The 23,420-nt window shown below is 74.5% G+C and carries 26 protein-coding genes; 10 read left to right on the top strand and 16 right to left on the bottom strand.

All coding sequences use genetic code 11. The features are described 5' to 3' along the window. Both JZ5iCDA_RS18760 and JZ5iCDA_RS06830 read right to left on the bottom strand, forming a co-directional pair. The coding region (locus tag JZ5iCDA_RS18760) for a GntR family transcriptional regulator (RefSeq protein WP_171905313.1) at positions 1–332 on the bottom strand (332 nt) is incomplete at its 3' end. Positions 333–421: 89 nt separating this feature from the next. Then, complete coding sequence (locus JZ5iCDA_RS06830; RefSeq protein WP_216093412.1) at positions 422–1,129, bottom strand: DUF2625 family protein; 708 nt, start codon at positions 1,127–1,129, stop codon at positions 422–424. Between the two features lie 165 nt (positions 1,130–1,294). Between JZ5iCDA_RS06830 and JZ5iCDA_RS19985 the strand changes: the two genes are divergently transcribed. The 5 genes from JZ5iCDA_RS19985 (at position 1,295) to JZ5iCDA_RS06805 (ending at position 6,607) form a co-directional block, all read left to right on the top strand. Beyond that, positions 1,295–2,440, top strand: a complete 1,146-nt coding sequence (locus tag JZ5iCDA_RS19985) for a DUF2975 domain-containing protein (protein ID WP_366246659.1) — start codon at positions 1,295–1,297, stop codon at positions 2,438–2,440. Between the two features lie 116 nt (positions 2,441–2,556). Further along, a complete protein-coding gene (locus JZ5iCDA_RS06820) occupies positions 2,557–3,798 on the top strand; it encodes a PP2C family protein-serine/threonine phosphatase (RefSeq protein WP_139123000.1) in 1,242 nt (413 codons plus the stop codon). Next, positions 3,795–5,813, top strand: a complete 2,019-nt coding sequence (locus JZ5iCDA_RS06815) for a glycosyltransferase family 2 protein (RefSeq protein ID WP_069386481.1) — start codon at positions 3,795–3,797, stop codon at positions 5,811–5,813. The genes JZ5iCDA_RS06820 and JZ5iCDA_RS06815 overlap by 4 nt, the downstream gene beginning before the upstream one ends. Then, positions 5,810–6,145: an STAS domain-containing protein gene (locus JZ5iCDA_RS06810; protein ID WP_069386480.1), complete on the top strand. Its 336-nt coding sequence runs from the start codon at positions 5,810–5,812 to the stop codon at positions 6,143–6,145. Before JZ5iCDA_RS06815 ends, JZ5iCDA_RS06810 begins: the two co-directional genes overlap by 4 nt. Positions 6,146–6,151: 6 nt before the next feature. Next, complete coding sequence (locus JZ5iCDA_RS06805) at positions 6,152–6,607, top strand: ATP-binding protein (protein WP_083259742.1); 456 nt, start codon at positions 6,152–6,154, stop codon at positions 6,605–6,607. A gap of 42 nt (positions 6,608–6,649) precedes the next feature. Here JZ5iCDA_RS06805 and JZ5iCDA_RS06800 read toward each other — a convergent pair whose 3' ends face one another. After that, complete coding sequence (locus JZ5iCDA_RS06800; protein ID WP_069386479.1) at positions 6,650–7,807, bottom strand: 3-deoxy-7-phosphoheptulonate synthase; 1,158 nt, start codon at positions 7,805–7,807, stop codon at positions 6,650–6,652. Positions 7,808–8,330: 523 nt separating this feature from the next. Between JZ5iCDA_RS06800 and JZ5iCDA_RS06795 the strand changes: the two genes are divergently transcribed. The 3 genes from JZ5iCDA_RS06795 to JZ5iCDA_RS06785 all read left to right on the top strand — a co-directional run bounded on the left by JZ5iCDA_RS06795 (position 8,331) and on the right by JZ5iCDA_RS06785 (position 10,434). Continuing rightward, positions 8,331–8,828 (top strand): NUDIX hydrolase, encoded by a 498-nt coding sequence (locus JZ5iCDA_RS06795; protein ID WP_069386478.1) that lies wholly within the window; start codon positions 8,331–8,333, stop codon positions 8,826–8,828. A gap of 81 nt (positions 8,829–8,909) precedes the next feature. Then, on the top strand, positions 8,910–9,368 hold the full coding sequence (locus JZ5iCDA_RS06790) for an RrF2 family transcriptional regulator (protein WP_069386485.1): 459 nt from the start codon (positions 8,910–8,912) through the stop codon (positions 9,366–9,368). A gap of 148 nt (positions 9,369–9,516) precedes the next feature. Next, positions 9,517–10,434 carry a sulfite exporter TauE/SafE family protein gene (locus JZ5iCDA_RS06785; protein ID WP_069386477.1) on the top strand — a complete coding sequence of 306 codons (918 nt, stop codon included), beginning with the start codon at positions 9,517–9,519 and terminating at the stop codon, positions 10,432–10,434. Positions 10,435–10,471: 37 nt separating this feature from the next. Here JZ5iCDA_RS06785 and JZ5iCDA_RS06780 read toward each other — a convergent pair whose 3' ends face one another. The 6 genes from JZ5iCDA_RS06780 to JZ5iCDA_RS06755 form a co-directional block, all read right to left on the bottom strand. Then, positions 10,472–11,206 (bottom strand): glutamine amidotransferase, encoded by a 735-nt coding sequence (locus JZ5iCDA_RS06780; protein WP_069386476.1) that lies wholly within the window; start codon positions 11,204–11,206, stop codon positions 10,472–10,474. Positions 11,207–11,246: 40 nt separating this feature from the next. Then, positions 11,247–12,053 (bottom strand): ABC transporter permease, encoded by an 807-nt coding sequence (locus tag JZ5iCDA_RS06775; RefSeq protein WP_069386475.1) that lies wholly within the window; start codon positions 12,051–12,053, stop codon positions 11,247–11,249. After that, positions 12,050–13,159: an ABC transporter ATP-binding protein gene (locus tag JZ5iCDA_RS06770; RefSeq protein ID WP_083259741.1), complete on the bottom strand. Its 1,110-nt coding sequence runs from the start codon at positions 13,157–13,159 to the stop codon at positions 12,050–12,052. Before JZ5iCDA_RS06770 ends, JZ5iCDA_RS06775 begins: the two co-directional genes overlap by 4 nt. Before the next feature lie 82 nt (positions 13,160–13,241). Beyond that, positions 13,242–14,030 (bottom strand): hypothetical protein, encoded by a 789-nt coding sequence (locus tag JZ5iCDA_RS06765; protein ID WP_069386474.1) that lies wholly within the window; start codon positions 14,028–14,030, stop codon positions 13,242–13,244. Beyond that, positions 14,027–14,968: an ATP-binding cassette domain-containing protein gene (locus tag JZ5iCDA_RS06760; protein WP_253181987.1), complete on the bottom strand. Its 942-nt coding sequence runs from the start codon at positions 14,966–14,968 to the stop codon at positions 14,027–14,029. Before JZ5iCDA_RS06760 ends, JZ5iCDA_RS06765 begins: the two co-directional genes overlap by 4 nt. Positions 14,969–14,996: 28 nt before the next feature. Next, positions 14,997–15,392 (bottom strand): GntR family transcriptional regulator, encoded by a 396-nt coding sequence (locus JZ5iCDA_RS06755; RefSeq protein ID WP_069386484.1) that lies wholly within the window; start codon positions 15,390–15,392, stop codon positions 14,997–14,999. A gap of 167 nt (positions 15,393–15,559) precedes the next feature. On the opposite strand from JZ5iCDA_RS06755, the gene JZ5iCDA_RS06750 reads away from it, so the two are divergent. After that, a complete protein-coding gene (locus JZ5iCDA_RS06750) occupies positions 15,560–16,276 on the top strand; it encodes a hypothetical protein (protein WP_171905312.1) in 717 nt (238 codons plus the stop codon). Positions 16,277–16,363: 87 nt separating this feature from the next. On the opposite strand, the gene JZ5iCDA_RS06745 is transcribed toward JZ5iCDA_RS06750, so the two are convergent. The 4 genes from JZ5iCDA_RS06745 to JZ5iCDA_RS06730 form a co-directional block, all read right to left on the bottom strand. Continuing rightward, on the bottom strand, positions 16,364–17,518 hold the full coding sequence (locus JZ5iCDA_RS06745) for an aspartate-semialdehyde dehydrogenase (protein ID WP_069386471.1): 1,155 nt from the start codon (positions 17,516–17,518) through the stop codon (positions 16,364–16,366). Positions 17,519–17,544: 26 nt separating this feature from the next. Then, positions 17,545–18,867, bottom strand: a complete 1,323-nt coding sequence (locus JZ5iCDA_RS06740) for an aspartate kinase (RefSeq protein ID WP_069386470.1) — start codon at positions 18,865–18,867, stop codon at positions 17,545–17,547. Between the two features lie 305 nt (positions 18,868–19,172). Then, entirely contained in the window at positions 19,173–19,994 is an 822-nt protein-coding gene (locus JZ5iCDA_RS06735; protein WP_069386469.1) for a formate/nitrite transporter family protein, read from the bottom strand. Between the two features lie 117 nt (positions 19,995–20,111). Further along, positions 20,112–20,924 carry a TSUP family transporter gene (locus JZ5iCDA_RS06730; protein WP_253181986.1) on the bottom strand — a complete coding sequence of 271 codons (813 nt, stop codon included), beginning with the start codon at positions 20,922–20,924 and terminating at the stop codon, positions 20,112–20,114. 177 nt (positions 20,925–21,101) lie between these two features. Here JZ5iCDA_RS06730 and JZ5iCDA_RS06725 point away from each other — a divergent pair, with 177 nt between their 5' ends. After that, a complete protein-coding gene (locus tag JZ5iCDA_RS06725; protein ID WP_069386468.1) occupies positions 21,102–21,956 on the top strand; it encodes a hypothetical protein in 855 nt (284 codons plus the stop codon). A 19-nt stretch (positions 21,957–21,975) separates the two neighbouring features. On the opposite strand, the gene JZ5iCDA_RS06720 is transcribed toward JZ5iCDA_RS06725, so the two are convergent. The 3 genes from JZ5iCDA_RS06720 to JZ5iCDA_RS06710 all read right to left on the bottom strand — a co-directional run. After that, complete coding sequence (locus JZ5iCDA_RS06720) at positions 21,976–22,545, bottom strand: DUF5063 domain-containing protein (protein WP_069386467.1); 570 nt, start codon at positions 22,543–22,545, stop codon at positions 21,976–21,978. Positions 22,546–22,561: 16 nt separating this feature from the next. After that, complete coding sequence (gene recR / locus JZ5iCDA_RS06715) at positions 22,562–23,161, bottom strand: recombination mediator RecR (protein ID WP_069386466.1); 600 nt, start codon at positions 23,159–23,161, stop codon at positions 22,562–22,564. Between the two features lie 67 nt (positions 23,162–23,228). Further along, positions 23,229–23,420: hypothetical protein (locus JZ5iCDA_RS06710; RefSeq protein ID WP_069386465.1), on the bottom strand; the 192-nt coding region annotated here is incomplete at its 5' end.

Below are 23,420 nucleotides of genomic sequence, written 5' to 3'. Positions count from 1 at the left end.
CGGGCGAGCAGGCCCTCGAGCCGGGCGCGCACCTCGTACACGCGGCGCGCGTCGGCGACGTCGAGCGGGGCGACGCGCACGCCGCCCGTGGGGAGCGCGACGACGAGGGCCTCGGCCTCGAGCAGCCGCAGCGCCTCGCGCACCGGGGTGCGCGACACCCCGAGCCGGTCGGCGAGCACGGGCTCGGCGAGCCGCTCCCCCGGCGCGAGCGAGCCGTCGATGATCCGCGCGCGCAGGACGTCGTAGACCGTGCGCGCGCCCGACTGCCGCCGCGCGAGACCGGCCGAGGCGGCCGGCTGCCCGACGGCGAGGCTCAGGTGCGGCGTCGTCACCCGGCCATCGTGCCATGCGGTTGCGTACGTGTATACAGTCTCGTCGCGCAGCGGAGCGCGACCTCCGACGGCGGCGCGGGCCGCTCGGCTCACAGCCCCGTCGGGAGCCCCGTCCCTCCGGCGTCGTCGTCGACCGGTGCCATCCGCGCGGCCATCTCGAAGTGCCAGTCGACCAGCTCGCCCAGCGGGACGACGGTGCGCGACGACCGCGCGACGTCGCGACCCTCCGTCGACCACAGCGGCGGGTAGACGCTCAGGCCCTCGTCGAGGCGGAGCCGCTCGGTCTCGTCGTACCACCCGGGCCAGCGCAGGTGGTCGTAGAAGGCGGTCGTCCCGCCGCTCACCGCCCACTCGAGGAAGGCCGCCTGGCCGAACCCGAGGTCCACCCACTCCAGGGAGTCGGGAGCGAACCAGTGGACGTCGCCGAGCGGCCCGGGCAGCCCGCCCCCGTTGACGGCGAACGTCCCGCCGAGGACGTCGTACCCGACGACGAGCACCGGCGGCGCGACGCTCGCGTCGGTCGGGTCGCCGAGACCGTTGACGCTCGCGAGGTCCGGCAGGCCCGCGCCGCCGCCCCCGAGGAGGCGCAGCCAGCCGCCGTCGACGAGTACGCCGCCGGTGTGCAGGGCGAGGGCACCGAGCGTGGACCGGACCGTGACCTGGAGGCGGAACAGCACGTCGAGGGCCCACGCGGGCGCCGGGACGACGTCGACACCCGCGCGCCCGAGCATGCGCGAGAGCGTGGGCCAGGCCGGGTCCTCGACGGCGGCGAGCTCCGCGGCCGTCCTCACAGTCATGGCCGGATCATGTCAGATGTTGCCGCGTGGCGTCAGCCCTGGTATGGGACCTCACCCGGCCTCCGTCGCGCCTGTCGGGGCACGAACCCGCCTACACCTAGCGGTGCTAGGGTTCGTTACCTAGCACCGCTAGGCACTGCCGGGTAACACGACGAAGGAGGGACCGTGCCGGACACGTCGACGTGGTCCACCGCGTTCGCGGACCTCCCGTGGGTGCTCGCCGTCGTGTTCGGCGCGGCGGCCGTGGACGGCGTGGTCCCGCCGGTCCCGAGCGAGACGGTCGTCATCGCGCTCGCCGCGCTGCCGGCGAGCGGCCGGCCGGACCTGTGGCTCGTGGCGGGCGTCGCGGCGCTCGGCGCGTTCACCGGCGACCAGGTCGCGTACGCCCTCGGGCGTCGCCTGGGCACGGGCGGTCTCGCCCGCTCGCGACGCGGGAGGGCCGTCGTCACGGCCGCCAGGTCGACGCTCGCCCGGCGCGGCGCCGCCTGCCTCCTCACGGCCCGCTTCGTGCCCGTCGGCCGCGTGGCCGTGACCATGGCGGCCGGCGCCGCGAGGCTTCCTCGCGCCCGGTTCAGCGCGCTCACCGCCGTCGCCTCCGTCCTCTGGGCGACCTGGTCGACCGCGCTCGGGGCGGGCGCGGGCCGGCTCCTGGCGGACCGGCATCCCGCCGTCGGCGTCGCGGTCGGCGTGGCCGGCGGCCTCACCCTCGGCCTCGTCGTCGACCGCGTCGCGACGCGGGCCCGCCGCCGCGCACGGGCCCCGCGCTCCCCCGACCTCCCGTCCCTGCCCGGACCACCGTCCCCCCTCGATGAAGGAGCTCTCGTGCGCCTGGTCACCGTCCTCCCCCTGCGAGCCGTGCTCGCCGCCGTGCTCGTCGGCTCGCTGCTCGTCCAGGTCGTCCTGGCCCCGCTGCTGTGGGCCGACCTCGACGCGGCACCCTCCTGGGTCCGCGCGTCGCTCGTCACCCTCCTCGTGCTCGGGCTCGTCACGCTGCAGGTCAGCGCCGTGTGCGTGTGGCGGCTCGTGACGATGGTCCGCCGCGGCACCGTGCTCACGCCCGCCGCCTTCCCGTACGTCGACGTCGTCATCGGGTCGGTCGCCGCGGCGGCCGTGCTCACGTTCGCGCTCGCCGTCGTCATGGCGCCGGGCGAGGCCGTCGCGCCGGGCGTCGTCGGCCTCGTGTGCGGGGCCGCGCTCGTCATCGGCGGCGTGGCGCTGATCGTCGTGGTGCTGCGCGGCCTGCTCGGCCAGGCCATCGCGCGCGACGCCGAGGCACGCGGCCTGAAGGCACGCCTCGCCGAGCTGACCTGAGACACCACCGCTCCCCCGACCGCCTCTGGACCGTACGTCGCACTGCGAGGCGCCCACGGCCGTGATAGGTGTCGGACGTCGTGCCGCGGCGAACTGCGGTGACGGGCAGGGGGATCATGACGGACGCGACCGCTACGGCCGCGCGCGAGGACGCGCGCGTCCTCGCGCTGCACCGGCTCGGGGTGCTCGACACGGCACCCGAGGAACGCTTCGAGCGCGTCACGCGCCTCGCGCAGCGGCTCTTCGGCGTGCCGACGGTGAGCATCACCCTCGTCGACACGGACCGGCAGTGGCGCAAGGCGTTCATCGGGCTCGACGGCCCGGTCGCCCAGCGCGAGGGCGCGTTCTGCGACGTGACGATCCAGGAGGACCGGACGCTCGTCGTCGAGGACGCGGCGGCCGACGCGCGGTTCGCGGACAACCCGTTCGTCGTCGACGACCCGCACCTGCGCTTCTACGCCGGCCACCCGCTCGCCGCGCCCGGCGGCGAGCGCGTCGGCACGCTCTGCGTCATCGACACGCTGCCGCGCCGCTTCGACGACGCCGACCGCGCCCTCCTGCGCGACCTCGCGCTGTGGGTGCAGGGCGAGCTGCAGCGCGACGAGGAGATCGACCGCGCGGGCGCCGTGCAGCGCGGCCTCCTCCCCCGGCGCGCCCCGGCGCTCGAGGGCTACCGGATCGCCGCGCGGTGCGTGCCGGCCCGCGGCGTCGGGGGCGACTTCTACGACTGGACCACGACGGCCGACGGCGCAGGGCTGATCCTCGCCGACGTCATGGGCAAGGGGATGGCCGCCGCCATCGTCGCGGCCTCCGCGCGCGCTGCGCTGCGGACCGCGGTGCGCGTGCCGGGGCTCGCCCCGGGCGTCGAGGCCGCCGACGAGTCGCTCGCGGCGGACCTCGAGGAGGTCGGGTCCTTTGTCACCGCGTGGTGCGCGACGGTGGAGCGGGAGACCGGGCGGGTCACGTTCGTCGACGCCGGGCACGGGCTCGCGAGCGTCCTGCGCGCGGACGGTGGCGTGGAGCGCCTGGACGCCGACGGCCTGCCGCTCGGCGTCGCCCCGGAGCTCCCGCGCGAGGCGGACGAGGTCACGCTCGGCCCCGGGGACCGGCTCGTGGTCGTGAGCGACGGCCTCGTCGACCTGCTAGCCGACCTCGGCGTCCCCGGCGGCGACCCGCGGCTCGTCGACCCGGACGTGCCGGCGCCCGGCCCGCACGGCGAGGACCTCGCCCGGTTCGCACGCGACGTGCGCCGCGCCCCGGACGCCGCCACGACGCTCTCCGCGCTGGTCGGCATCGCCGCGGGCCGGCACCTGCCGGACGACCTCACCGCGCTCGTCCTCGAGAGGGTCGGCGCATGAACGGCTCCGCGCGCCGGCTCGTCCTCGTCCGGGTGCTCGTCGTCCTCACCGTGCTGACCGGACTCAACTACGTGACGTGGCGGTGGCTCGACTCGGTGGCGTGGTCCGCCTGGTGGATCGCGGTGCCGCTCGTGCTCGCCGAGACGTACAGCCTCGTCGACACGCTCCTGTTCGGCGTGACGATGTGGCGCGTGCGCGACCGCGGCGAGCCGCCCCCCGCACCCGCCGGCACGACCGTCGACGTGTTCGTCACCACGTACGACGAGCCGCAGGACCTCGTGCTCACCACGGCGCGGGCCGCGCGCGACATCCGCTACCCCCACCGCACGTGGATCCTCGACGACGGCGCACGGCCCGCCCTGCGCGCGGCCGCCGAGGCGGAGGGGATCGGCTACCTGACGCGGTCGGCGAGCTGGGACGGCAAGCCGCGGCACGCGAAGGCCGGCAACCTCAACGACGCGCTCTTCCGGACCGAGGGCGAGCTCGTCCTGGTCCTCGACGCGGACCAGGTGCCCGACCCGGCGATCCTCGACCGGACCGTCGGGTACTTCGTGGAGGACGAGCGCGTCGCGATCGTCCAGACGCCCCAGTACTTCACCAACGTCGACGAGGCCGACCCGCTCGGCAGCCAGGCGCCGCTGTTCTACGGGCCGATCCAGCAGGGCAAGGACGGGTGGAACGCGGCGTTCTTCTGCGGGTCGAACGCCGTGCTGCGGCGCGAGGCCCTCATGCAGCTCGGTGTCGTGGGCTACGTCCGCGGCGTCACGAGCGGGGTGCGCCGCGCGCTGCGGACGGCCGACGCGGTCCTCGCGCGCGCCGCGCGTTCGCCCGAGGCCGGCGACCCGGCGGTCCGCGCGGCTCTGGACGAGCTGCAGTCCGAGGCGGACGGCGCCCGTCGGGCGCTGCGCGCCGGGGAGCCGGTCGCCGACGTCACCTACCGCTTCCAGTGCCGGGTCGACGCCGCGTCGCGCACGGTCGTCGCCGGGCAGGTGGAGACGCTGCGCGCCGAGCTCGCCGCCGTCGAGCCCGAGCTGCTGCGCGGCGGGCCGCTCGAGGTCGACGCCGAGATCGGCCAGCTCGTCGTCGACGAGGACGCGCTCGACCGGCTCGCGCGGCGCGACCTGTCCCCGCTGGTCGCCGTCGAGGCGGTGCGCCGGCTCGCCGACGCGGTCGACGTCGGGATCGCGGACGAGGCGCAGGCCGTCATGCCGATGGCGACGATCTCGGTCACCGAGGACATGGCGACCGCCATGCGGCTCCACTCCCTCGGCTGGCGCTCGGTGTACCACCACGAGGTTCTCGCCCACGGCCTGGCGCCCGAGGACATGCCCACGATGCTCCAGCAGCGCCTGCGCTGGGCGCAGGGCACCGTGCAGGTGATGCTGCGCGAGAACCCGCTCGTCCAGCGCGGACTGAGCCTCGGACAGCGCCTCATGTACTTCTCGACGATGTGGAGCTACCTGGCCGGGTTCGCCGCGCTCGCCTACCTCGCGGCCCCCGTGGTCTACCTGTGCTTCGGGATCCTCCCGGTCCAGGCGTTCGGCACCGACTTCTTCGTCCGCTTCGTGCCCTACTTCCTCGTCAACCAGCTGCTGTTCCTCGTGGTCGCCCGGGGCGTGCGGACGTGGCGCGGCCAGCAGTACTCCCTCGCCCTGTTCCCGGTGTGGATCCGCGCGTGCTGGACCGCGTTCGCGAACGTCGTTCTTGGCCGACCGCTGGGCTTCGTCGTGACCCCGAAGACGCGGACGGGCGAGCACCTCCCGGCGTGGCGCACGATCTGGCCGCAGCTCACGGCGATGGTGGTGCTCGTGGTCGCCGCGGTCGTGGGGACCGTCCGTCTCGTCGCGTTCGACGCCGACCCCGGCGCGACGGTCGTCACGCTCCTGTGGGTCGTCTACGACCTCGCGGTCCTGGGCGTGCTCGTGCCCGCCGCGCGCTACGCCGGCCCCCGCACACCGGCGGACACCACTCCCGGCCGGGCGGTCCCGGCCACCCCGAGGACGGAGGAACAGTGAAGCTCGACGTGGAACCGCTCGACGGGACGGGCGCCGTCATCACGCCCGTGGGACGTCTGACCCTGACGACGGCCGGACAGGTCCGCGAGGCCGTGGACGACCTCGTGCGCAACGGGCGCCCGCGCCTCGTCGTGGACCTCGGCCGGCTCGACTTCATCGACTCGTCCGGGCTCGGCGCCCTGGTCGCCGGGCTGCGCAGCGCCCGCGCGGCGGGCGGCGACCTGCGGCTCGCGAACGCGTCCCCGCAGGTGGCGACCGTCCTGCGGCTCACCAACCTCGACCGGGTCCTGCGCGTGCACGACGACGCGGCGACCGCCTACGTCGACGGCTGACCTCCCGTGCCCACCGACCCCGGGGACGCACCGCTCGTCGTCCTCAGCGCCACGGCCACCCCGCCCTGGCTGGAGGCGCTCCCCGGCGCCTTCGCGACCCTGTGGGAGCGCGCGCCCTGGGTCCCCGCCGAGGACCGGTTCGCCGTCGAGCTCGCGACGACGGAGATCGCCGCGAACATCGTCCGGCACTCTCCCGTCCCGGAGTCCGTCGAGGTGCGCGCCGAGCTCGACGCCGACGCCGCGCGGGTCCGCGTGACGCTCCGGGACTCGGCCCCGGCCGCCGACGTCGACCTCGACCAGCCCATGCCAGGGGCCGAGGCCGAGTCGGGCCGCGGGGTGGCTCTCGCCCGCGAGTCCGTCGACCTGCTCGAGCACCGCGCCGACCCGGACGGGCGCGGGAACCTGTGGGTGCTCGAGCGTCGGACGGGCGTGGACCGCGGCGGCGTCGCCTCCGGGGCCTGATCGGCGGCGGAGGCGGCGCCAGGAGGGCGCCGCGCTCCCGGGTCAGCGCATGCGACGCTCCTGCACGGCGCCCGCGAGCTCGCGCAGCAGGTCGGCCGTGGTGTCCCAGTCGATGCACGCGTCCGTCACGGACTGCCCGTACACGAGGCCGGACGGTGCGGGCTTCTGGGCTCCCGCCACGAGGAAGCTCTCCATCATCAGGCCGGTGACGCCCTGCTCGCCCGCGGCCAGCCGCGCGGAGATCTCGCGCACGACCTCGGCCTGGCGCACGTGGTCCTTGCCCGAGTTGCCGTGCGACGCGTCGACGACCAGCCCGTGCTCGACCACCCCGCCGAGGCCGGAGGTGCGCGCCACCGCGAGCGCCGCGGCGACGTCGTCCGCCCCGTAGTTGGGGCCCGAGCGCCCGCCGCGCAGGATGACGTGGCAGTCCGGGTTGCCCGCGGTCTCGACGGCGGCGGCCCGCCCGAGCGAGTCCATGCCGAAGAAGGTGTGCTCGCTCGCCGCGGTGACGCAGCCGTCGACGGCGATCTGCACGTCGCCGTCCGTGGCGTTCTTGAAGCCCACCGGCATCGACAGGCCCGACGCGAGCTGGCGGTGCACCTGCGACTCCGCGTTGCGCGCACCGATCGCGCCCCACGACACGGCGTCGGCGATGTACTGGGGGCTCGTCGGCTCGAGGAACTCGCACGCCGCCGGCACGCCCGCGTCGAGGACTCCCAGCAGGACCTCCCGCGCGAGGCGCAGGCCGTGGTGCACGTCGTGCGAGCCGTCGAGGTGCGGGTCGTTGATGAGGCCCTTCCAGCCGACCGTCGTGCGCGGCTTCTCGAAGTACACGCGCATGACGACGAGCAGGTCGTCCGACAGCTCGCGGGCGAGCGCGCCGAGCCGGCCCGCGTACTCCAGCGCCGCCTCCGGGTCGTGCACCGAGCACGGCCCGACGATCACGAGCAGGCGGTCGTCGTCGCCGGCGAGGACGTCGCGGACCTCGCGGCGCGACGTCGTCACGAGGTCGCTGCGCGCCGGACCGAGCGGCAGGTCGGCGAGCATGGCGCGCGGCGCGGGCAGCGCGTCGAGCGCGCGCACCCGCAGGTCGCTGGTCCGTGCCTGCAGCTCGGGGCTGTCCACAGGATCGACGCTAGCGGCATCCGGCCCGGCGTTCGCGGGCTGAGCGGTCGTGGGCTGGGCGGTCGTGCTGGTCACGGGAGGCTCCTGGTTCGTGCGGCGGGGTCGAGGGCCGTCGTCGAGACGGAGCCCTCACCGGCCTGCTGCCGCCCGTGGTCCCGGAGCGGCCCGTCTGAACGACGAAGGGCCCGGACGCGGTCCGCGTCCAAGGCCCTGTGCTGGCTCCGGGTGGTTGTCTGTGGTCAGGCGAACGCCCGCACGGCCCCACCGGGAGCCTGCGTAAAGCGCCAATACCACTGAGAAGTCACGCCGTGACAGTAGCACGCGCCCTCCAAGGCGCGGACTGACCGTCTCGGCTGGTGGGCGGTTCCTGGTGGGCGGGCCGTGGTCACCCTGGGTGGTGGGTGGGGGTGGTGGCGCCGGATCTACCATCCGCGGCTCGTCCCTCGCCGCTCCCGCCAAACCCGCCACGATCCGGCGCCACCACCCCCACCCACCGTCGTCATGTCACCGTCGCGCGGTGTCACCGCCGCATGCAGCGCGCAGGGCGACCGCCACGAATTCGCAGACAGCGGCGATCGTCACCCCCTACGCTCGGGGCATGCCGATCCCCGAGTTCGTCACCGCCCTGCGCTCCCGCATCGGGACCGACCTGCTGTGGATGCCGGGGGTGTCCGCGGTCGTCGTGGACGACGACGGTCGCCTGCTGCTCGGGCAGCGCGCCGACAACGGGCTGTGGTCCGTGATCAGCGGGATCCTCGAGCCGGGCGAGGACCCGGCGGTGGGGCTGGCGCGCGAGGTGCTCGAGGAGACGGGCGTCGAGGTCGTCGTGGACGCGCTCGTCGCCGTGACCGTCACGGAGCAGGTCCGGTACCCGAACGGCGACCTGTCGCAGTACCTCGACCTCGCGTTCCTGTGCCGGCCGACCTCCCCCGCCGCGGCCGCGGCGGCGCACGTGGCCGACGACGAGTCGCTCGCCGTCGCGTGGTTCGCGCCCGACGCCCTGCCCGAGGCGGTCACGCCGTCGACCACCGAGCGCGTCGGCCACGCGCTCGGGTGGCTCGCCGACCCGTCGGCGGGACCGTTCTTCGTCCGCTGACCCGACGTCGCCCGCCGTCGCGTCCCGCGGCCACCCCCGTGGCCGGGACGTGACGACCTGCCCACCGGGCAGAATGTGCCCGTGCGGGTCTCGGCGAAGGCGGACTATGCGGTGCGGGCGTGCGCCGAGCTGGCGGCGTCCCCGCACGGCGACCCGGTGCGCGCCGAGGACCTCGCCGCCGGGCAGGGGCTGCCCGTGAGCTTCCTCGAACGCATCCTCGGCGACCTGCGCCGCGCCGGCGTCGTCGCGAGCGTGCGGGGGCGGTCGGGCGGCTACCGCCTCGTGCGGCCCGCCGAGGAGATCACCCTCGCAGACGTGTTCCGCGCCGTCGACGGACCGCTCGTGACGGTGCGCGACGAGCGCCCGCCGAGCCTCGAGTACGAGGGCTCCGCCGCCGGGCTGCTGGACGTCTGGGTCGCGCTGCGCGCGAGCGTGCGCAACGTGCTCGACGTGGTGACGCTCGCGGACGTCGTGCGGCGCGACCTGCCCCCGCCGGTCCGTGCGCTCGCGGCGCGTGCCGACGCGTGGGAGAACCCGTGAGGTCCGCGCGCCGCTGACCGCCGCCGTGTGACGGCCGCCGGTAACACTCTCCCACCAGGTGACCACCCTCTGGGAAAACCCGACCGATCCGGTCACCCTTGTCGGGCACGGTCGGGACGGGCCCGACCCCACGAACAGGGAGCGTGCGGTGCGGAGCCTTCTCCTGCTGGCGCTCGTCGGCCTCGGCGCGCAGCTCGTCGACGGCAGCCTCGGCATGGCCTACGGCGTGACCTCGACGACCCTCCTGCTCGCGATCGGGACCAACCCCGCGGCGGCGTCCGCGACCGTCCACCTCGCCGAGATCGGCACGACGCTCGCCTCGGGCGCCGCGCACTGGCGCTTCGGCAACGTCGACTGGAAGGTCGTCCTGCGCATCGGTCTCCCCGGTGCGGTCGGCGCGTTCGCCGGGGCGACGTTCCTGTCGTCGCTCTCCACCGAGGTCGCCGCACCGGTCATGTCGCTCCTGCTGCTCGCCCTCGGTGTCTACGTGCTCACGCGCTTCACCGTCGCCGGGCTGCCGACGGGCCGCCTCGGCCTCCCGCTGCGCCGCCGGTTCCTCGCGCCGCTCGGCCTCGTCGCCGGCTTCGTCGACGCGACGGGCGGCGGGGGCTGGGGCCCCGTCGGCACGCCGGCGCTCCTCGCGTCCGGCCGCATCGAGCCGCGCAAGGTCATCGGGTCGATCGACACGAGCGAGTTCCTCGTCGCGGTCGCGGCGTCGCTCGGCTTCCTCGTCGGCCTGGGGTCGGCGGGGATCGACCCGCTGTGGGTCGTCGCGCTCCTGGCGGGCGGGCTCGTCGCCGCGCCGGTGGCCGCGTGGCTCGTGCGGCACCTGCCGCCTCGCGTCCTCGGCTCGGCCGTGGGCGGCGTCATCGTCCTGACGAACGTCCGCACCCTCCTGCGCTCCGACTGGGTGGACGCGAGCGGCGCGGTCCAGGGCGTCGTGCTCGGGGCCGTCGCCGTCGTCTGGGTCGCCGCCGTCGCCTGGTCGGTGCGCGAGCACCGGCGCGCGGCCGCCGTCGAGCGCTCACGGACCGCCCACGAGCCGGAGCTCGCCGCCGCGCCCTGAGCCCGCCCGAGCGCGCCCGCGGCCCGCTCCGAGGCGATCAGTCGCGGGCGTAGCGCCGCACGAACGCCTCGAGGATGCGGCGCGGGTGACGCACGTCGCCCTGGCGCACGGCCGCCTCGACCTCGCCCGCCGTCTCCGGCGGGAAGTACCCGTAGTCCTGGTAGACGCCGATCCGCGTGACGATGCCCTCGAGGTCGAGCTCGGGGTGGAACTGCGTCGCGTAGAGGTTCTCCCGCACGCGGAACATCTGCACCGGGCACGTGTCCGACGTCGCGAGCAGCACCGCGTGCGACGGCAGCTCGCGCACGGCCTCCTTGTGCCCGGCGTACGCCTCGAACGCGTCCGGCAGGTCGGCGAGCAGGGGGTCCGCGCGTCCCTCGGGCGTGAGCCGGATCGTCACGGGGGCGATCGGCTCGGCGAACGTCGTGTCGACGACGGCGCCCTCGTGCAGCCCGAGGGTGCCGACGCCGTAGCACGCGCCGAGGAACGGGAAGTCCCGGTCGACGATCTCGTCGAGCAGCGGGGCGAGCTCGCGCTCGACACGGCGCTGCACGTCGGACTTCTCGTCGTCCGGCTTCGCGGAGTCGAACGGGCTGCCGCCGACGATCACGCCCGAGTAGTCGTCGAGGTCGATCGCCGGCAGCGGGCCCGCCTCCATGCGCACGCGGTGCAGCTGGTCCTCGCGCAGGCCGGCGAAGCGGAGGACGGCCTCGTGCTCGCCGTCCGCCGCGACGTCCTCCGCGCGCGAGGCGAGGAGCAGGAAGGGCCGCACGCCCGACAGGCTATGCGGCCCTCCCCCGCCTCGCCGCCGGTCAGGACCAGCGGAACAGCTTCACACCGAGCGGCAGCAGGACGGCGGTCCACGCCGCCATGACGACGAGCTGCAGCGTCGGGACGCCGTCCTCGAACCAGCCCGCCGTCATGGCCTGGGCGGCCGCGCCGAGAGGCGTGTACTGGCCGACCTCCCGCACGGCGTCGGGCATGACCGGGCCCGGTGTCCACAGTCCCGACAGGAACAGCATCGGGAAGTAGATCAGCGTGCCGATCGCCGAGGCGGTGCTGGCCTTCGGCGCACGGGCGGCGACCACCGTCCCGAGCGACAGCATCGCGAGCACGGCCAGCACGAACGCGAGCGCGACGGTGCCGACGTTGCGCGGCGCGGGGACGTCGAACACGAACGAGCCGACCACGAGCGCCACCGCGGTCGCGGCGACGACGGCCACGAGATTGATCACCAGGTGCGCCACGACGATGCCCTGCGGCCGCATCGGCGTCGTCGAGAGGCGGCGCAGGACCCCCTTCTCGCGGAACGTGGCGAAGTACACGGGCATGGTCGTGAGCGCCGGCGTCGCGATCGCTGCCGCCAGGACGACGGGCACGTACGTCGCGATCGCGGTGAGCCCCTCCCACGCGCCGCCCGCCCCCTCGATCGGGTCGCGCATCCCGGGGATGGCGAAGCCGACGCCGAGGAGCAGCACCGTCGGGAACGCCAGCGAGAAGAAGACGGTCCCGGCGTCGCGCAGCCACAGGCGCGACTCGGTGGTCAGGAGGGTGCCGAACCCGCGCCACCCGGTGCCCCGGGAGGACGCCGTCGACGGGGAGAGGGTCGCGGTGGTCATCGGGAGACTCCTTCGCGGGCGGGCTGCCGGGCGGCGGCCGGGCTGGTCGGGGCGACGCCGGGGGTCTCCGGGTCGTAGGTGCGGCCGGTCACGGCCACGAAGACGTCCTCGAGCGTGCGGGAGACGGTGCGGACGTCGTCGGGCACCACGTCGTGCTCGGCCAGTGCCAGCACGACGGCGGGCAGCACGCGCCGCGTCCCCGTCACCTCGATCTCGCGCCCGGCGCCGTCGACCGAGCGGACGTCGGTGAGGCCCGCGATGGTGTGCAGCGCGAGGTCGTGGTCCGCGACGGGGACGCGCAGCCGCATCGTCCGCGTGTCGTCGAGGGCGTCGATCAGCTCGGCCGGGCTGCCCTGCGCGACGACCCGGCCGGCGTCGATGACGACGAGCCGGTCGCACAGCCGCTCCGCCTCGTCCATGAAGTGCGTGACGAGCAGGACCGTGACGCCGCGGTCGCGCACGCGCTCCACCAGGTCCCACGTGTTGCGGCGGGCCTGCGGGTCGAGGCCCGTGGTGAGCTCGTCGAGGATCGCGACGCGAGGGTTCCCCACGAGCGCGAGCGCGATCGACAGGCGCTGTTTCTGCCCGCCGGACAGCTTCGCGTACGCGACGTCGCGGTGCTGCGCGAGGTCGAGGAGGTCCAGGAGCTCGGCGACGTCCGCGGGCTCGGCGTAGAACGACGCGAACAGGCGCATCGCCTCGGCGACCGTGATCTTCTCGTTGAGCGCCGACTCCTGGAGCTGGACGCCCACGAGGTCCCGGATGCGCCCGGGGTGGGCCTGCGGGTCGACGCCGAGCACGCGCACGGTGCCGCCGTCGGCCTCGCGCAGGCCCGCGAGGCACTCGACGGTCGTCGTCTTGCCCGCGCCGTTGGGCCCGAGGATGCCGAAGATCTCGCCGGGAGCGACGGAGAAGCTCACGTCCTCGACGGCGACCTTCCGCTCGGCCGTGCCCTTCGGGCCCGGGTAGGTCTTGCGCAGGTGCCGGACCTCGACGACGGCTGCAGCGACGTCGGGCCGGGCGGGCGACGACGTGCCCGACGCGCCGGCGGGCGCACGGGTCGAGGTGGTGCTCGACCCGTTCGTGGGAGGTGGTGCCGTGCTCATGGTGATCTCCTCGAGGGTGTGCTCGGCCCACGGACGGCGCGACGCGCCGCCCGCCGGGCGATGAGGGACGGTGGAGGTGCGGTCAGACGCTCGCGCTGGCGGCGAACTCGACCGGACGGATCGCGACGCCCCGCAGGACGGCGCGCAGGAGCAGTGCGGCGAGCACGATCCCGGCGAGCCCGCCGAGCACGGCGAGCCAGACGGGCGTGTCGTCGAGACCGACGACGCGCGCGAGCGCGTCCCCGAAGAAGCCCGAGCGGAGGAAGACCTCCGCGACGAGGACCGGCGCGAGCGACGCGAGGACGAGGAGCGTCCCCCTGACGAACCCGAACCTGTAGTACCCGGCGGCGATCGTCATGCCGGCCAGGTAGTAGACGGTGCAGAACAGCGCCTCGACGAGCAGCACGGTCCCCACCTGCGAACCGTCCGCGTAGAGCTGCATCTGCTCCGGCTCGGACCCCCAGTCGTTGCGGTGGAACAGCCACCACTCGAGCCACTTCACGAGGGCGGTCGCGAGGCCGAACGTCAGGCCCGAGACCGCGGCGCCGATCCAGAGCCCCTGGGTGTACGACCGTCGCGTGCCGCCGGCGGCGACGTGCATCGCGATCGTCATGAGCGGGAGGACGATGCCCAGGACGAAGAGGAAGAACTTCGCCGAGCCGGCGACGCCTCCGACCGCCCCGATGCTCACGTCGTCGTTGCGCTGCATGATCCACAGGACGAGCGCACCGACGGCGAGCGCGATCGCCCAGAACCACACCCCGATGTACCACGTACCGCCGATGTAGTACTCGGCGATCGTGCGCACCGCACGGCGGTGGGCCGCTGCCTCGACGGCGCGCCGCTGCGTCGGCTGCTGGTCTGTCGTCATCGTCCCTCACCCCTCTCGGTGCCACGCGTGAGATGGACGAACAGGTCCTGGACCGGCACGGCCCCGACCTCCAGTCCTGCCTCGACCGCGGCCTCGCGCTCGCCGTCGACGAAGGTGCCGAAGAGCGTGACCTGCGCGGTGCCGCCGAGCCGCTGCCTGGCGAGCACCTCGCGGCCGGCGGCGTGCCGCTCGACGACGTCGACCGGTCCGGTGAGGCTCACGCCGCGCGCCCGGACGTCGTCGGCGTTCTCCGCGAGCAGCACGCGCCCGCGGTCGATGATGACGACGTCCTCGAAGACGCGCTCGACCTCGGTGATGAGGTGGCTCGACAGGAGGATCGTGCGCGGGTGCTCGGTGTAGTCGGCCACCAGCGCGTCGTAGAACGTGTACCGGCTCGGGGCGTCCATGCCGAGGTACACCTCGTCGAAGATCGTCAGCGGCGCCCGGGAGGCGAGCCCGATGGCCGCGCCGAGCGCGGAGCGCTTGCCCCGCGACATCTCGGACGGCTTCTTGCGCACGTCGACCTCGAGCTCGTCGAGGAGCCGCTCCGCGAGGCCGGCGTCCCAGTGCGGGCGCATGTCGGCGTAGTAGGCGAGCGTGTCCTTCGCCTTGTCACCCTCCCCCACGTCGCCGCTCTCGCGCACGAGCTGCGTGTGCGTCGTCGTCCACACGTTCTCGAACGGGTCCTCGAGCCCGCCCTCGGGCCCGACGAGGACCCGGCCCGAGGTCGGGCGGCGGAACGCCGCGAGGAGCGCGGCGAGCGTCGTCTTGCCCGCGCCGTTGCGGCCGAGAAGGCCCGTGATGACACCGGGCCGGACCGTCAGCGTCGCGCCGCGCAGGGCAGGGTCGCCGGTACGGCCGTAGCGCACGACGACGTCGTGCAGCTCTGCGCCGAACGGCGGCGCGGTCATGGTGGGCGGGGCGGGCCGGGTGGTCATGGCACCTCTCCGGTCGGGGTGTGTGGGGTCAGGCGGCGGGCGACCCGGCCGACGGCGCGGGGTCGTCGGGGCGGCTGCGGCCGAGGACGTAGTCGACGATCCGGTCGGTCGGGATGCCGAGGACGTCGGCCTGCGCGAGCGCGGGGGCGAGGACCTCGTCGAAGAAGCGGGCGCGGTGCTGCTCGAGCAGGCGCTCGCGCGCGCCGGGGGCGACGAACATGCCGATCCCCCGCCGCTTGTAGAGCACGCCCTCGTCCACGAGCTCGGCGAACGCCTTGGCGGCCGTCGCGGGGTTGATGCGGAAGGTCGTGGCCAGCTCCGTCGTCGACATGACCTGCTCCTCCTCGGCAGCCTCTCCCGCGAGGACCTGCGCCCGGATCATCTGGGCGATCTGCAGGTAGATGGGCTCAGGACCGTCGAACATGGCGCCCATCCTCTCGCGGTTCTCGTGTTCTGCGGTTCATTACTCAACTAATGAACCACGCATGCGCGTCGGCGCGCAAGGGCTTTCCGAGAAGTGCGTCCGCGAGCGTGCACGGGCGGGACGCAGAACGCTGGACACCCGGGGACCGGTGGGTGAGGGAGGTCGGGGTGGGCGGAGCGTGCGAGCTCGCCGGCGGGACGCCGTGGGCGGAGCCGCTGAGCACGTGGACGAGCCTCGCGTTCGTCCTCGCCGGTGCCGTGATCCTGGGCGGCGCCTCCCGTCGGTCGTCGACGGGCGATGCCGGCTCCGCCGCCGTGGCGGGCGTTCGGCGCGACGAGGTGACCGCGCTGCGCGTCGCCTTCGGCGTGCTCGTGGCCCTGATCGGGGTCGGCTCGGTGATCCAGCACGGACCGTCGCCGTCGTGGAACCCCGTGGCGCACGACCCGCCCCTGCTCGGTGCGCTCGCCCTCGTCGCGGCCGACGCCGTCGCCGACCTCACGGGTCGCCGGACCCGCACCCGGTGGTGGCTCGCACCGACGCTCGCCGCCGTCGTCGTGGCGGCCGCGAGCGTCCCCGCGTCGACGGCCTTCCAGCTCGCGGTGGCCGTCGTCGCCGTGGCGGCGAGCGTCGTGCGGGCGTGGCACCGCCCCGCCGTCCGACGCCGCACGGTCATCGCTCTCGGGCTGCTCGCCCTGGGCGGGACCATCGGTACGCTGACGCGCCCCGGCTGGCCCCTGTGCGACGCCGACGGGCCGCTCGGCGTGACGCTGCAGGGTCACGCCGTCTGGCACGTCCTCGCGGCGTCCGCGCTCTGGGTGCTCGCGCCGACGCTCGGTACGCGCAGGACGTCACCGGCCCCGGCTCCGGGACCGACGCCGAGGTAGAACCGCAGGCCGCGAGGTAGAGCACCGGGTGCTCTACCTCGCGGCCTGGAGCTCTACCTCGCGGTCCGCGCTCGCACGTGCACCCCGTCAGGCGGAGGCGGACGCCCCCGCGAACGCGGCGCGGACGCCGTCGAGGTCGGCCGCGACGAGCTCCGCGAGCTGGACCGCGTTGAGCGCGGCGCCCTTGCGCAGGTTGTCGTTCGACACGAACAGCACGAGGCCGCGGCCGCCCGGGACCGACTGGTCGGTGCGGATGCGCCCGACGAACGACGGGTCCTGGCCGGCGGCCTGGAGCGGGTTCGGGACGTCGGCGAGCGCGACGCCCGGAGCGCCCGCGAGGATCTCGCGCGCCCGCTGCGGCTCGATCGGCTGCGCGAACTCGGCGTGGATCGCGAGCGAGTGCCCCGTGAACACGGGCACGCGCACGCACGTGCCCGCCACCGCGAGGTCGGGCAGGCCGAGGATCTTGCGCGACTCGTTGCGCAGCTTCTTCTCCTCGTCCGTCTCGTCGAGCCCGTCGTCGACGATCGACCCGGCGAGCGGCACGACGTTGAACGCGACGGTGCGCGGGAACGCCGAAGGCTCGGGGAATGCGACCGCCCCGCCGTCGTGGACGAGGCCCGCCAGACCGGCGCCCTCCCCCCCCTCGGACTCCCGCTCGGCCGCGGCGCCCGCGACGACCTGCGACCGCAGCTCGTCGGCACCGGCCAGGCCGGCCCCGGAGACCGCCTGGTACGTCGCGACGATCAGCCGCTCGAGCCCGGCCTCGTCCGCGAGCGGCTTGAGCACGGGCATCGCGGCCATCGTCGTGCAGTTCGGGTTCGCGACGATGCCCTTGCGCGCACCGCGCAGCGCGCCAGGGTTGACCTCGGACACGACGAGCGGGACGTCGGGGTCCATGCGCCAGGCCGACGAGTTGTCGATGACGACGGCGCCCGCCTCGGCGAAGCGCTCCGCGTGCGCCTTGGACGTCGAGCCACCCGCGGAGAACAGCGCGACGTCGATCCCGCGCAGGTCCTCGGTCGGGGTCGCGGCGACGTCCTCGACGACGAGGTCCTGCCCACGCCACGGCAGCGTCGAGCCGGCGGACCGCGCGGACGCGAACCAGCGGATGCTCGCGACCGGGAGGTCGCGCTCCTCGAGCAGGCGGCGCATGACGGCGCCCACCTGGCCGGTCGCGCCGACGACGGCGACGTTCATCCCGCGGGCGGTCGCGGGCACGGCGAAGTTCTCGGTGCTCATGATCGGTGTCTCCTCTCGTCCGTCGGTCAGCGGCCGGTGCCGGCGTAGACGACGGCCTCGCCCTCGGCGGCGTCGAGCTCGAACGCGGTGTGGACGGCGCGGACCGCGTCGTCCAGCGAGTCCTCACGGGTCACGACGCTGATGCGGATCTCCGACGTCGAGATCATCTCGATGTTGATGCCCGCGTCGCGCAGCGCGCCGAACAGCTTCGCCGAGACGCCGGGGTGCGACTTCATGCCCGCGCCGACGAGCGACAGCTTGCCGATCTGGTCGTCGAACTGCAGCGAGTCGAACCCGACCTCGGCCTGCAGCGCGGACAGGGCCGCCATCGCCGCCGGGCCGTCGCCCTCAGGGAGGCTGAACGAGATGTCCGTGAGCCCCGTCCGGGCAGCCGACACGTTCTGCACGATCATGTCGATGTTCACGCCCGAGCCCGCGACGACCTCGAAGATCCGCGCGGCCGTGCCGGGCACGTCGGGGACGCCGACGACCGTGATCTTCGCCTCGCTGCGGTCGTGCGCGACGCCGGAGATGATCGGGGCTTCCATGGCGGTCTCCTCGGGGATGTCTGCAGAACGGGTGCCGGGCGTGGGTGCGGGGTCCTGGGCGGTGTACGCGTCGGCGCTGACGAACGTGCCCTCCTTGCCGGAGAACGACGACCGCACGTGGATCGGGACGCCGTAGCGGCGGCCGTACTCGACGCAGCGCAGCGCGAGCACCTTGGCCCCGCTCGCCGCCATCTCGAGCATCTCCTCGTACGTGATGCGGTCGATCTTGCGCGCGCTCGGGACGATGCGCGGGTCGGCGGTGAACACGCCGTCGACGTCGGTGTAGATCTCGCACACGTCCGCGTCGAGACCCGCGGCCAGCGCGACCGCGGTCGTGTCCGAGCCGCCGCGACCCAGCGTCGTCACGTCGTTCGTCGACTCCGTGACGCCCTGGAACCCGGCCACGATCGCGACCTGGCCCTTCTCGATCGTCTCGCGGATGCGGTGCGGCACGACGTCGACGATGCGCGCCTTGCCGTGCACCGCGTCCGTGATGAGACCCGCCTGCTGCCCGGTGAACGACTTCGCGCGGACGCCCAGGTTCGTGATCGCCATCGCGAGCAACGACATCGAGATGCGCTCACCCGCGGTGAGGAGGATGTCCATCTCGCGCTGCGGCGGCAGCGGGCTCACCTGCTGGGCGAGGTCGATGAGCTCGTCCGTCGTGTCGCCCATCGCCGAGACCACGACCACCACGTCGTTCCCGGCGCGCTTCGCCTCCGCGATGCGCTTGGCCACCCTCTTGATGCTCTCGGCGTCGGATACCGACGAACCGCCGTACTTCTGCACGACAAGTGCCACGTGCCTGCTCCATCTGTCGCCGGCCTCCGTCTCTCTCAACGGTCCGCCGGGTGCGTGTGGGACTGTCGATGATAGGCACGCGCCTCGCAGTCCGGCCAAGTTCGTCCCGCGATGCGGGCCGTTGTGCGGCCGGGCGGCGTGGTGTCAGACCGGGTGGTGGCTGCGCTCCGGGGGCGCGGGTCTACCATCCGCACGCTCGTCCCTCGCGCGCTCCCGCCAGACCCGCCACGACCCGCGCCCCCGGACCTCCGCCACCACCCTCTTCTCGTCCGTCACCTGGTCCGACCCGTCCCTCTCCACAGCAGTCATGGGAGCAGCGGTTGTCCGGTTGTCCGGTCGTCAGTCGACGCAGGTGAGGTGGGGCGGGCGACGACGGCGTAGCCCAGGCCGACGACGATCGCGCCGCCGAGGAGGTTGCCGAGGCCGACCCAGGTGAGGTTGCGGGCGAAGTCGGGCCACGTCGTCCAGGCCTCGCCGGAGAAGAGGCCGAGGGAGAACGTCGTCATGTTGGCCACGACGTGCTCGAAGCCCGAGGCGATGAAGGCGAGCACGGCCCAGAAGACGACGATCGCCTTCCCCGCCTCGGAGGACAGGCGACCGCAGGCCCAGATCGCCGCGCACACCAGGACGTTGCACAGGATGCCGCGGGCGAGGAGCTGGCCGCCGGTCTCGTGCGCCTTCGCGGCGAGCATCGACGCGACCATGTCGCCCGCCGCCGCGTTGGTGCGCAGCACCCCGGCCTGCACCACGAGCCACGCGAACGCCATCGAGCCCGCGAGGTTGCCCAGCAGGCACAGCGCGAGGGCGCCGACGGCGGCACGCACCCGGACGGCGCGGGTCACCACTCCCTGGGCGATGACCATCATCGCGGACGTCGCGAGCTCGGCGCCCGCGAGGACGACGAGCGTCAGCGCCGCGGCGAACACGCTGCCGGCGACGAGACGCTCGGCCGGAGCGCCGGCGGCGAGGAACGGCCCCGCCGTCGCGACCATGAGGACGACGCCCACACCGATGTACGCGCCCGCGAGCGCCGAGGCGATGAGGTAGCGCCCGGGCCGCCGTGCGGCCGCGACCTTCGTCCGGGCGGCGTCGGACTGGACGGTCAGCGCCTGGGCGAGGGTCTTCACGGCCTCGATGCTCGCGCGTGCGCGTCGCGGGCGGCAGGGTCCGAGTGCCGTCCCGGCCGGGACCGAGGTCGCTCGCCGCCCCGGCCGCCCCGGCCGCGCCGGGCGAGGGGGCGTGGGTCAGACCAGGTCGGTGACGACGTCGTACCCGAGCTTGAGGATGAGCGCGCCCACCACCACGACGAACACGACCCGGACGAACCCGCTGCCCTTGGCGACGGCCATGCGTGCTCCGATGTACGCGCCGAGGAGGTTTGCCGCACCCATGACCAGACCGAGTCCCCACAGGACCGCGCCGTAGGGCACGAAGAAGATGAGCGCGCCCGCGTTCGTCGCGAAGTTGGCGATCTTCGCGAGCGCGGACGCGGGCAGGAACGCGTAGCCGAGGATGCTCACGAGCGAGATGACGAAGAAGGTGCCCGTGCCGGGCCCGAGCAGGCCGTCGTACGTGCCGATGACGAGGCCGATGCCGGCTGCCGCCCACCGGTGCCCGTTGCCCTCCCAGCGCAGGTTCGTCGCGTGCCCGAGCTTCGGCTTGACGATCGTGTAGGTCGCGACGCCGACGAGCACCACGAGGATGATCGGCGTGAAGAGGTCCGCGGGGATCTTCGAGGCGAGCGCCGCGCCCCCGACGGCGCCGACGAGCGCCGCGAGCGCCATCGGCCCGGCCGTCCGGAGGTCGGGACCGACGCGCCGGTAGTACGTCACGGCGCTCACGGACGTCCCCATGATGCTCGCGAGCTTGTTCGTCGCGAGCGCCTGCACCGGGCTGATCCCCGGCACGAGCAGGAGCGCGGGGAGCTGGACCAGCCCGCCCCCGCCGACGACCGCGTCGATCCAGCCCGCGGTGAGCGCGGCGAGGACGAGGAGAAGAAGGGTCAGACCGTCGATCTCGAGCCCGCCGGTGGACGGGAGGGCGAAGGCGGGCAGCACCCCCCAGTGGTACCACGCAGGCCCCCGATTTCCGGTGGCCGTCCGCGGTGGCGCGCTGCCCGGCCCGTCGGTGGCCGTGTGGGCGACCGGTGGGCACGGTGTGGAACGTTCGCGGGGCCTTCGCGCGGCCTTCGGGGCGGCGGCCCGCGGACACGGGCGCGCGGCTACGTTCACGCCATGGTCAGCGACGACACAACTCCGGTCCAGGTTCCTCCCACCTCCGGCGCCCGCTCGCCGGGCTTCGCGGTCTGGGTGGAGCACTTCCGCGCCAACCGCAGCGCTCAGATCGTCATGGAGCAAGGTGTCGACTGGGACGCCCCGAGCACGTTGCCGTCCGACATCCGGGCGGCGTTCGTCCGCTCGTTCCAGCGCTTCGAGCTGGGCGAGGACGGCGACGGCGCGCGCCTTCTCGCCAAGGCGCGGCGGGCGGGCGACCCCGTCTACGTCGAGGCCCTCGAGCTCCTCGTGCAGGAGGAGCAACGGCACTCGGCGCTGTTCCGCCGCGGCCTCGAGCACCTCGAGGCGCCCACCCTGGACGCGCACTGGTCGGACGCGGCGTTCACGTGGCTGCGGCGGTTGCTCGGACTGCGGACCGAGCTCGCGCTGTTCCTCGTCGCCGAGTCGGTCGCCATGGGCTACTTCACCGCGCTCGCGTCGAGCGCGCCGGATCCGGTGCTGCGGGGCATCGGCCGGCGGGTCGCCTCCGACGAGGTGCACCACCTGCGCTTCCAGGTCGACCGGTTGCGGCAGGGCTTCACGCGCACGCCGCGGCCGGTCCGTGCCGTCGTCGGCATCGCGTGGGGCGTCGTCGCGCTCGGCGCCGCGACGGTCCTCGTCGTGGACCACGCGAGCGCGATCCGCGCGAGCGGGCTACGCCCCGGCCGCGCCTGGCTCGACGCCGTCGGCCGGTTCCGCACCACCGCGCACCTCGTGCTGGACGACCCCGCGGCGGGGATGGTCGGACCGGCGCCCGCGCGGCTCGTCGCCGAGGCCACGACCGGCCTGCCTCACACCGGAGCCACGGAGGACTGAGCGGCGGCCGGCGCGGGCGTCAGGCGTGCAGCGCGTCGTACTCCGCCTCGGCCGCGACGTCGTCCTCCACGTCGAGGCGCAGGTGGGCGAGCGCGCTCTGCAGGACACGCAGCGCGCTGGCGGCCCGCTCCCCCCACAGCGACACGTACGAGAACTGCCACCACCACAGGCCCTCGACCTCGCGGCCGGCCTCGTAGTGCTGCAGCCCCTTGGCGAGCGCTTCCGCGACGCACGCGAGGTCGCCCGACAGCGTCGCGCTCGCGACGTCCGGCCCGACGAGCGGGTCCGCGATCTCGACGTAGTCGTCGAAGCCGTCGAACAGGCGCGACAGCGCGGTGCGCAGCGGGTCGAGGTCGGTGTCGGGGCCGGCGTCCGGCTCGAACCGCTCGACCGGGACGACGTCGCCCATCGCGCCGAGACGGGCGCCCGCCGCGAGGACGTCGGACAGCGCGAGGAGCAGCAGCGGCAGCACGGCACCCTGCGCGGCTCCCCCGGCGACCTGCGTCGTCGTCGTCAGGTACGCCCGCGCCTGGTCCGCCATGGTCTCCGCGATCTCGCGGAGGTCCGGGTCGTGCTCGATCTCTCCCATGCCCCTGCCCCTTCCGTCAGCCGCCGACGAGCCGGCGACCCTCGAACGCCCTGCCGAGGGTCACCTCGTCGGCGTACTCCAAGTCTCCCCCGACCGGCAGCCCGGACGCGAGACGCGTCACGCGCAGCCCCATCGGCCCGAGCATGCGCGCGAGGTACGTGGCCGTCGCCTCGCCCTCGACGTTCGGGTCGGTCGCGAGGATGACCTCGGTGACCTGCCCGTCCGCGAGGCGCGCCATGAGCTCGGAGATCCGCAGGTCACCGGGCCCGACGTTCTCGATCGGGTTGATGGCGCCGCCGAGCACGTGGTACCTGCCGCGGAACTCGCGCGTGCGCTCGATCGCGACGACGTCCTTCGGCTCCTCGACGACGCAGATCACCTCGGGCGAGCGCCGCGGGTCCGCGCAGATGCGGCACCGCTCGGACTCGGCGACGTTGCCGCACGTCTCGCAGAACCGGACCCGGGCCTTGACCTCGGTCAGCGCGTCGACCAGACGACGCACGTCCGTCGCGTCCGCGGCGAGGAGGTGGAACGCGATGCGTTGCGCGCTCTTGGGCCCGACGCCGGGAAGTCGGCCGAGCTCGTCGATCAGGTCCTGGACCGCGCCTTCGTACACTCCCCCAGCCTACGGGGCGCCGGGGACGGTCCCGCCCCGGCGTCGCCGCTCCGCGGCGCGACGCGGGTCACCCGTCCTGCTGCTGGATCTCCTCGAGCACCTTGCCGTCGAGGAGCTTGACGACGAGAGCGGCGCCGACGAGGCCGGTGGACACGATGTCCGGGTCGTCGCGCGACGGCAGGTCGTCCTCCGCCGCGTCGACGGCCGCGGGACCGGCCGGCCGCGACGCGGCGCGCAGCGCGGCCTCGCGGCGCTCGGC

The organism is Cellulosimicrobium cellulans (genome assembly GCF_001722485.1).
In the GTDB taxonomy this organism is placed as follows: Bacteria; Actinomycetota; Actinomycetes; order Actinomycetales; family Cellulomonadaceae; genus Cellulosimicrobium; species Cellulosimicrobium cellulans_A.
The sequence above is the reverse complement of the archived record's forward strand: the minus strand, read 5'-3'. Positions and strand labels throughout refer to the sequence as shown.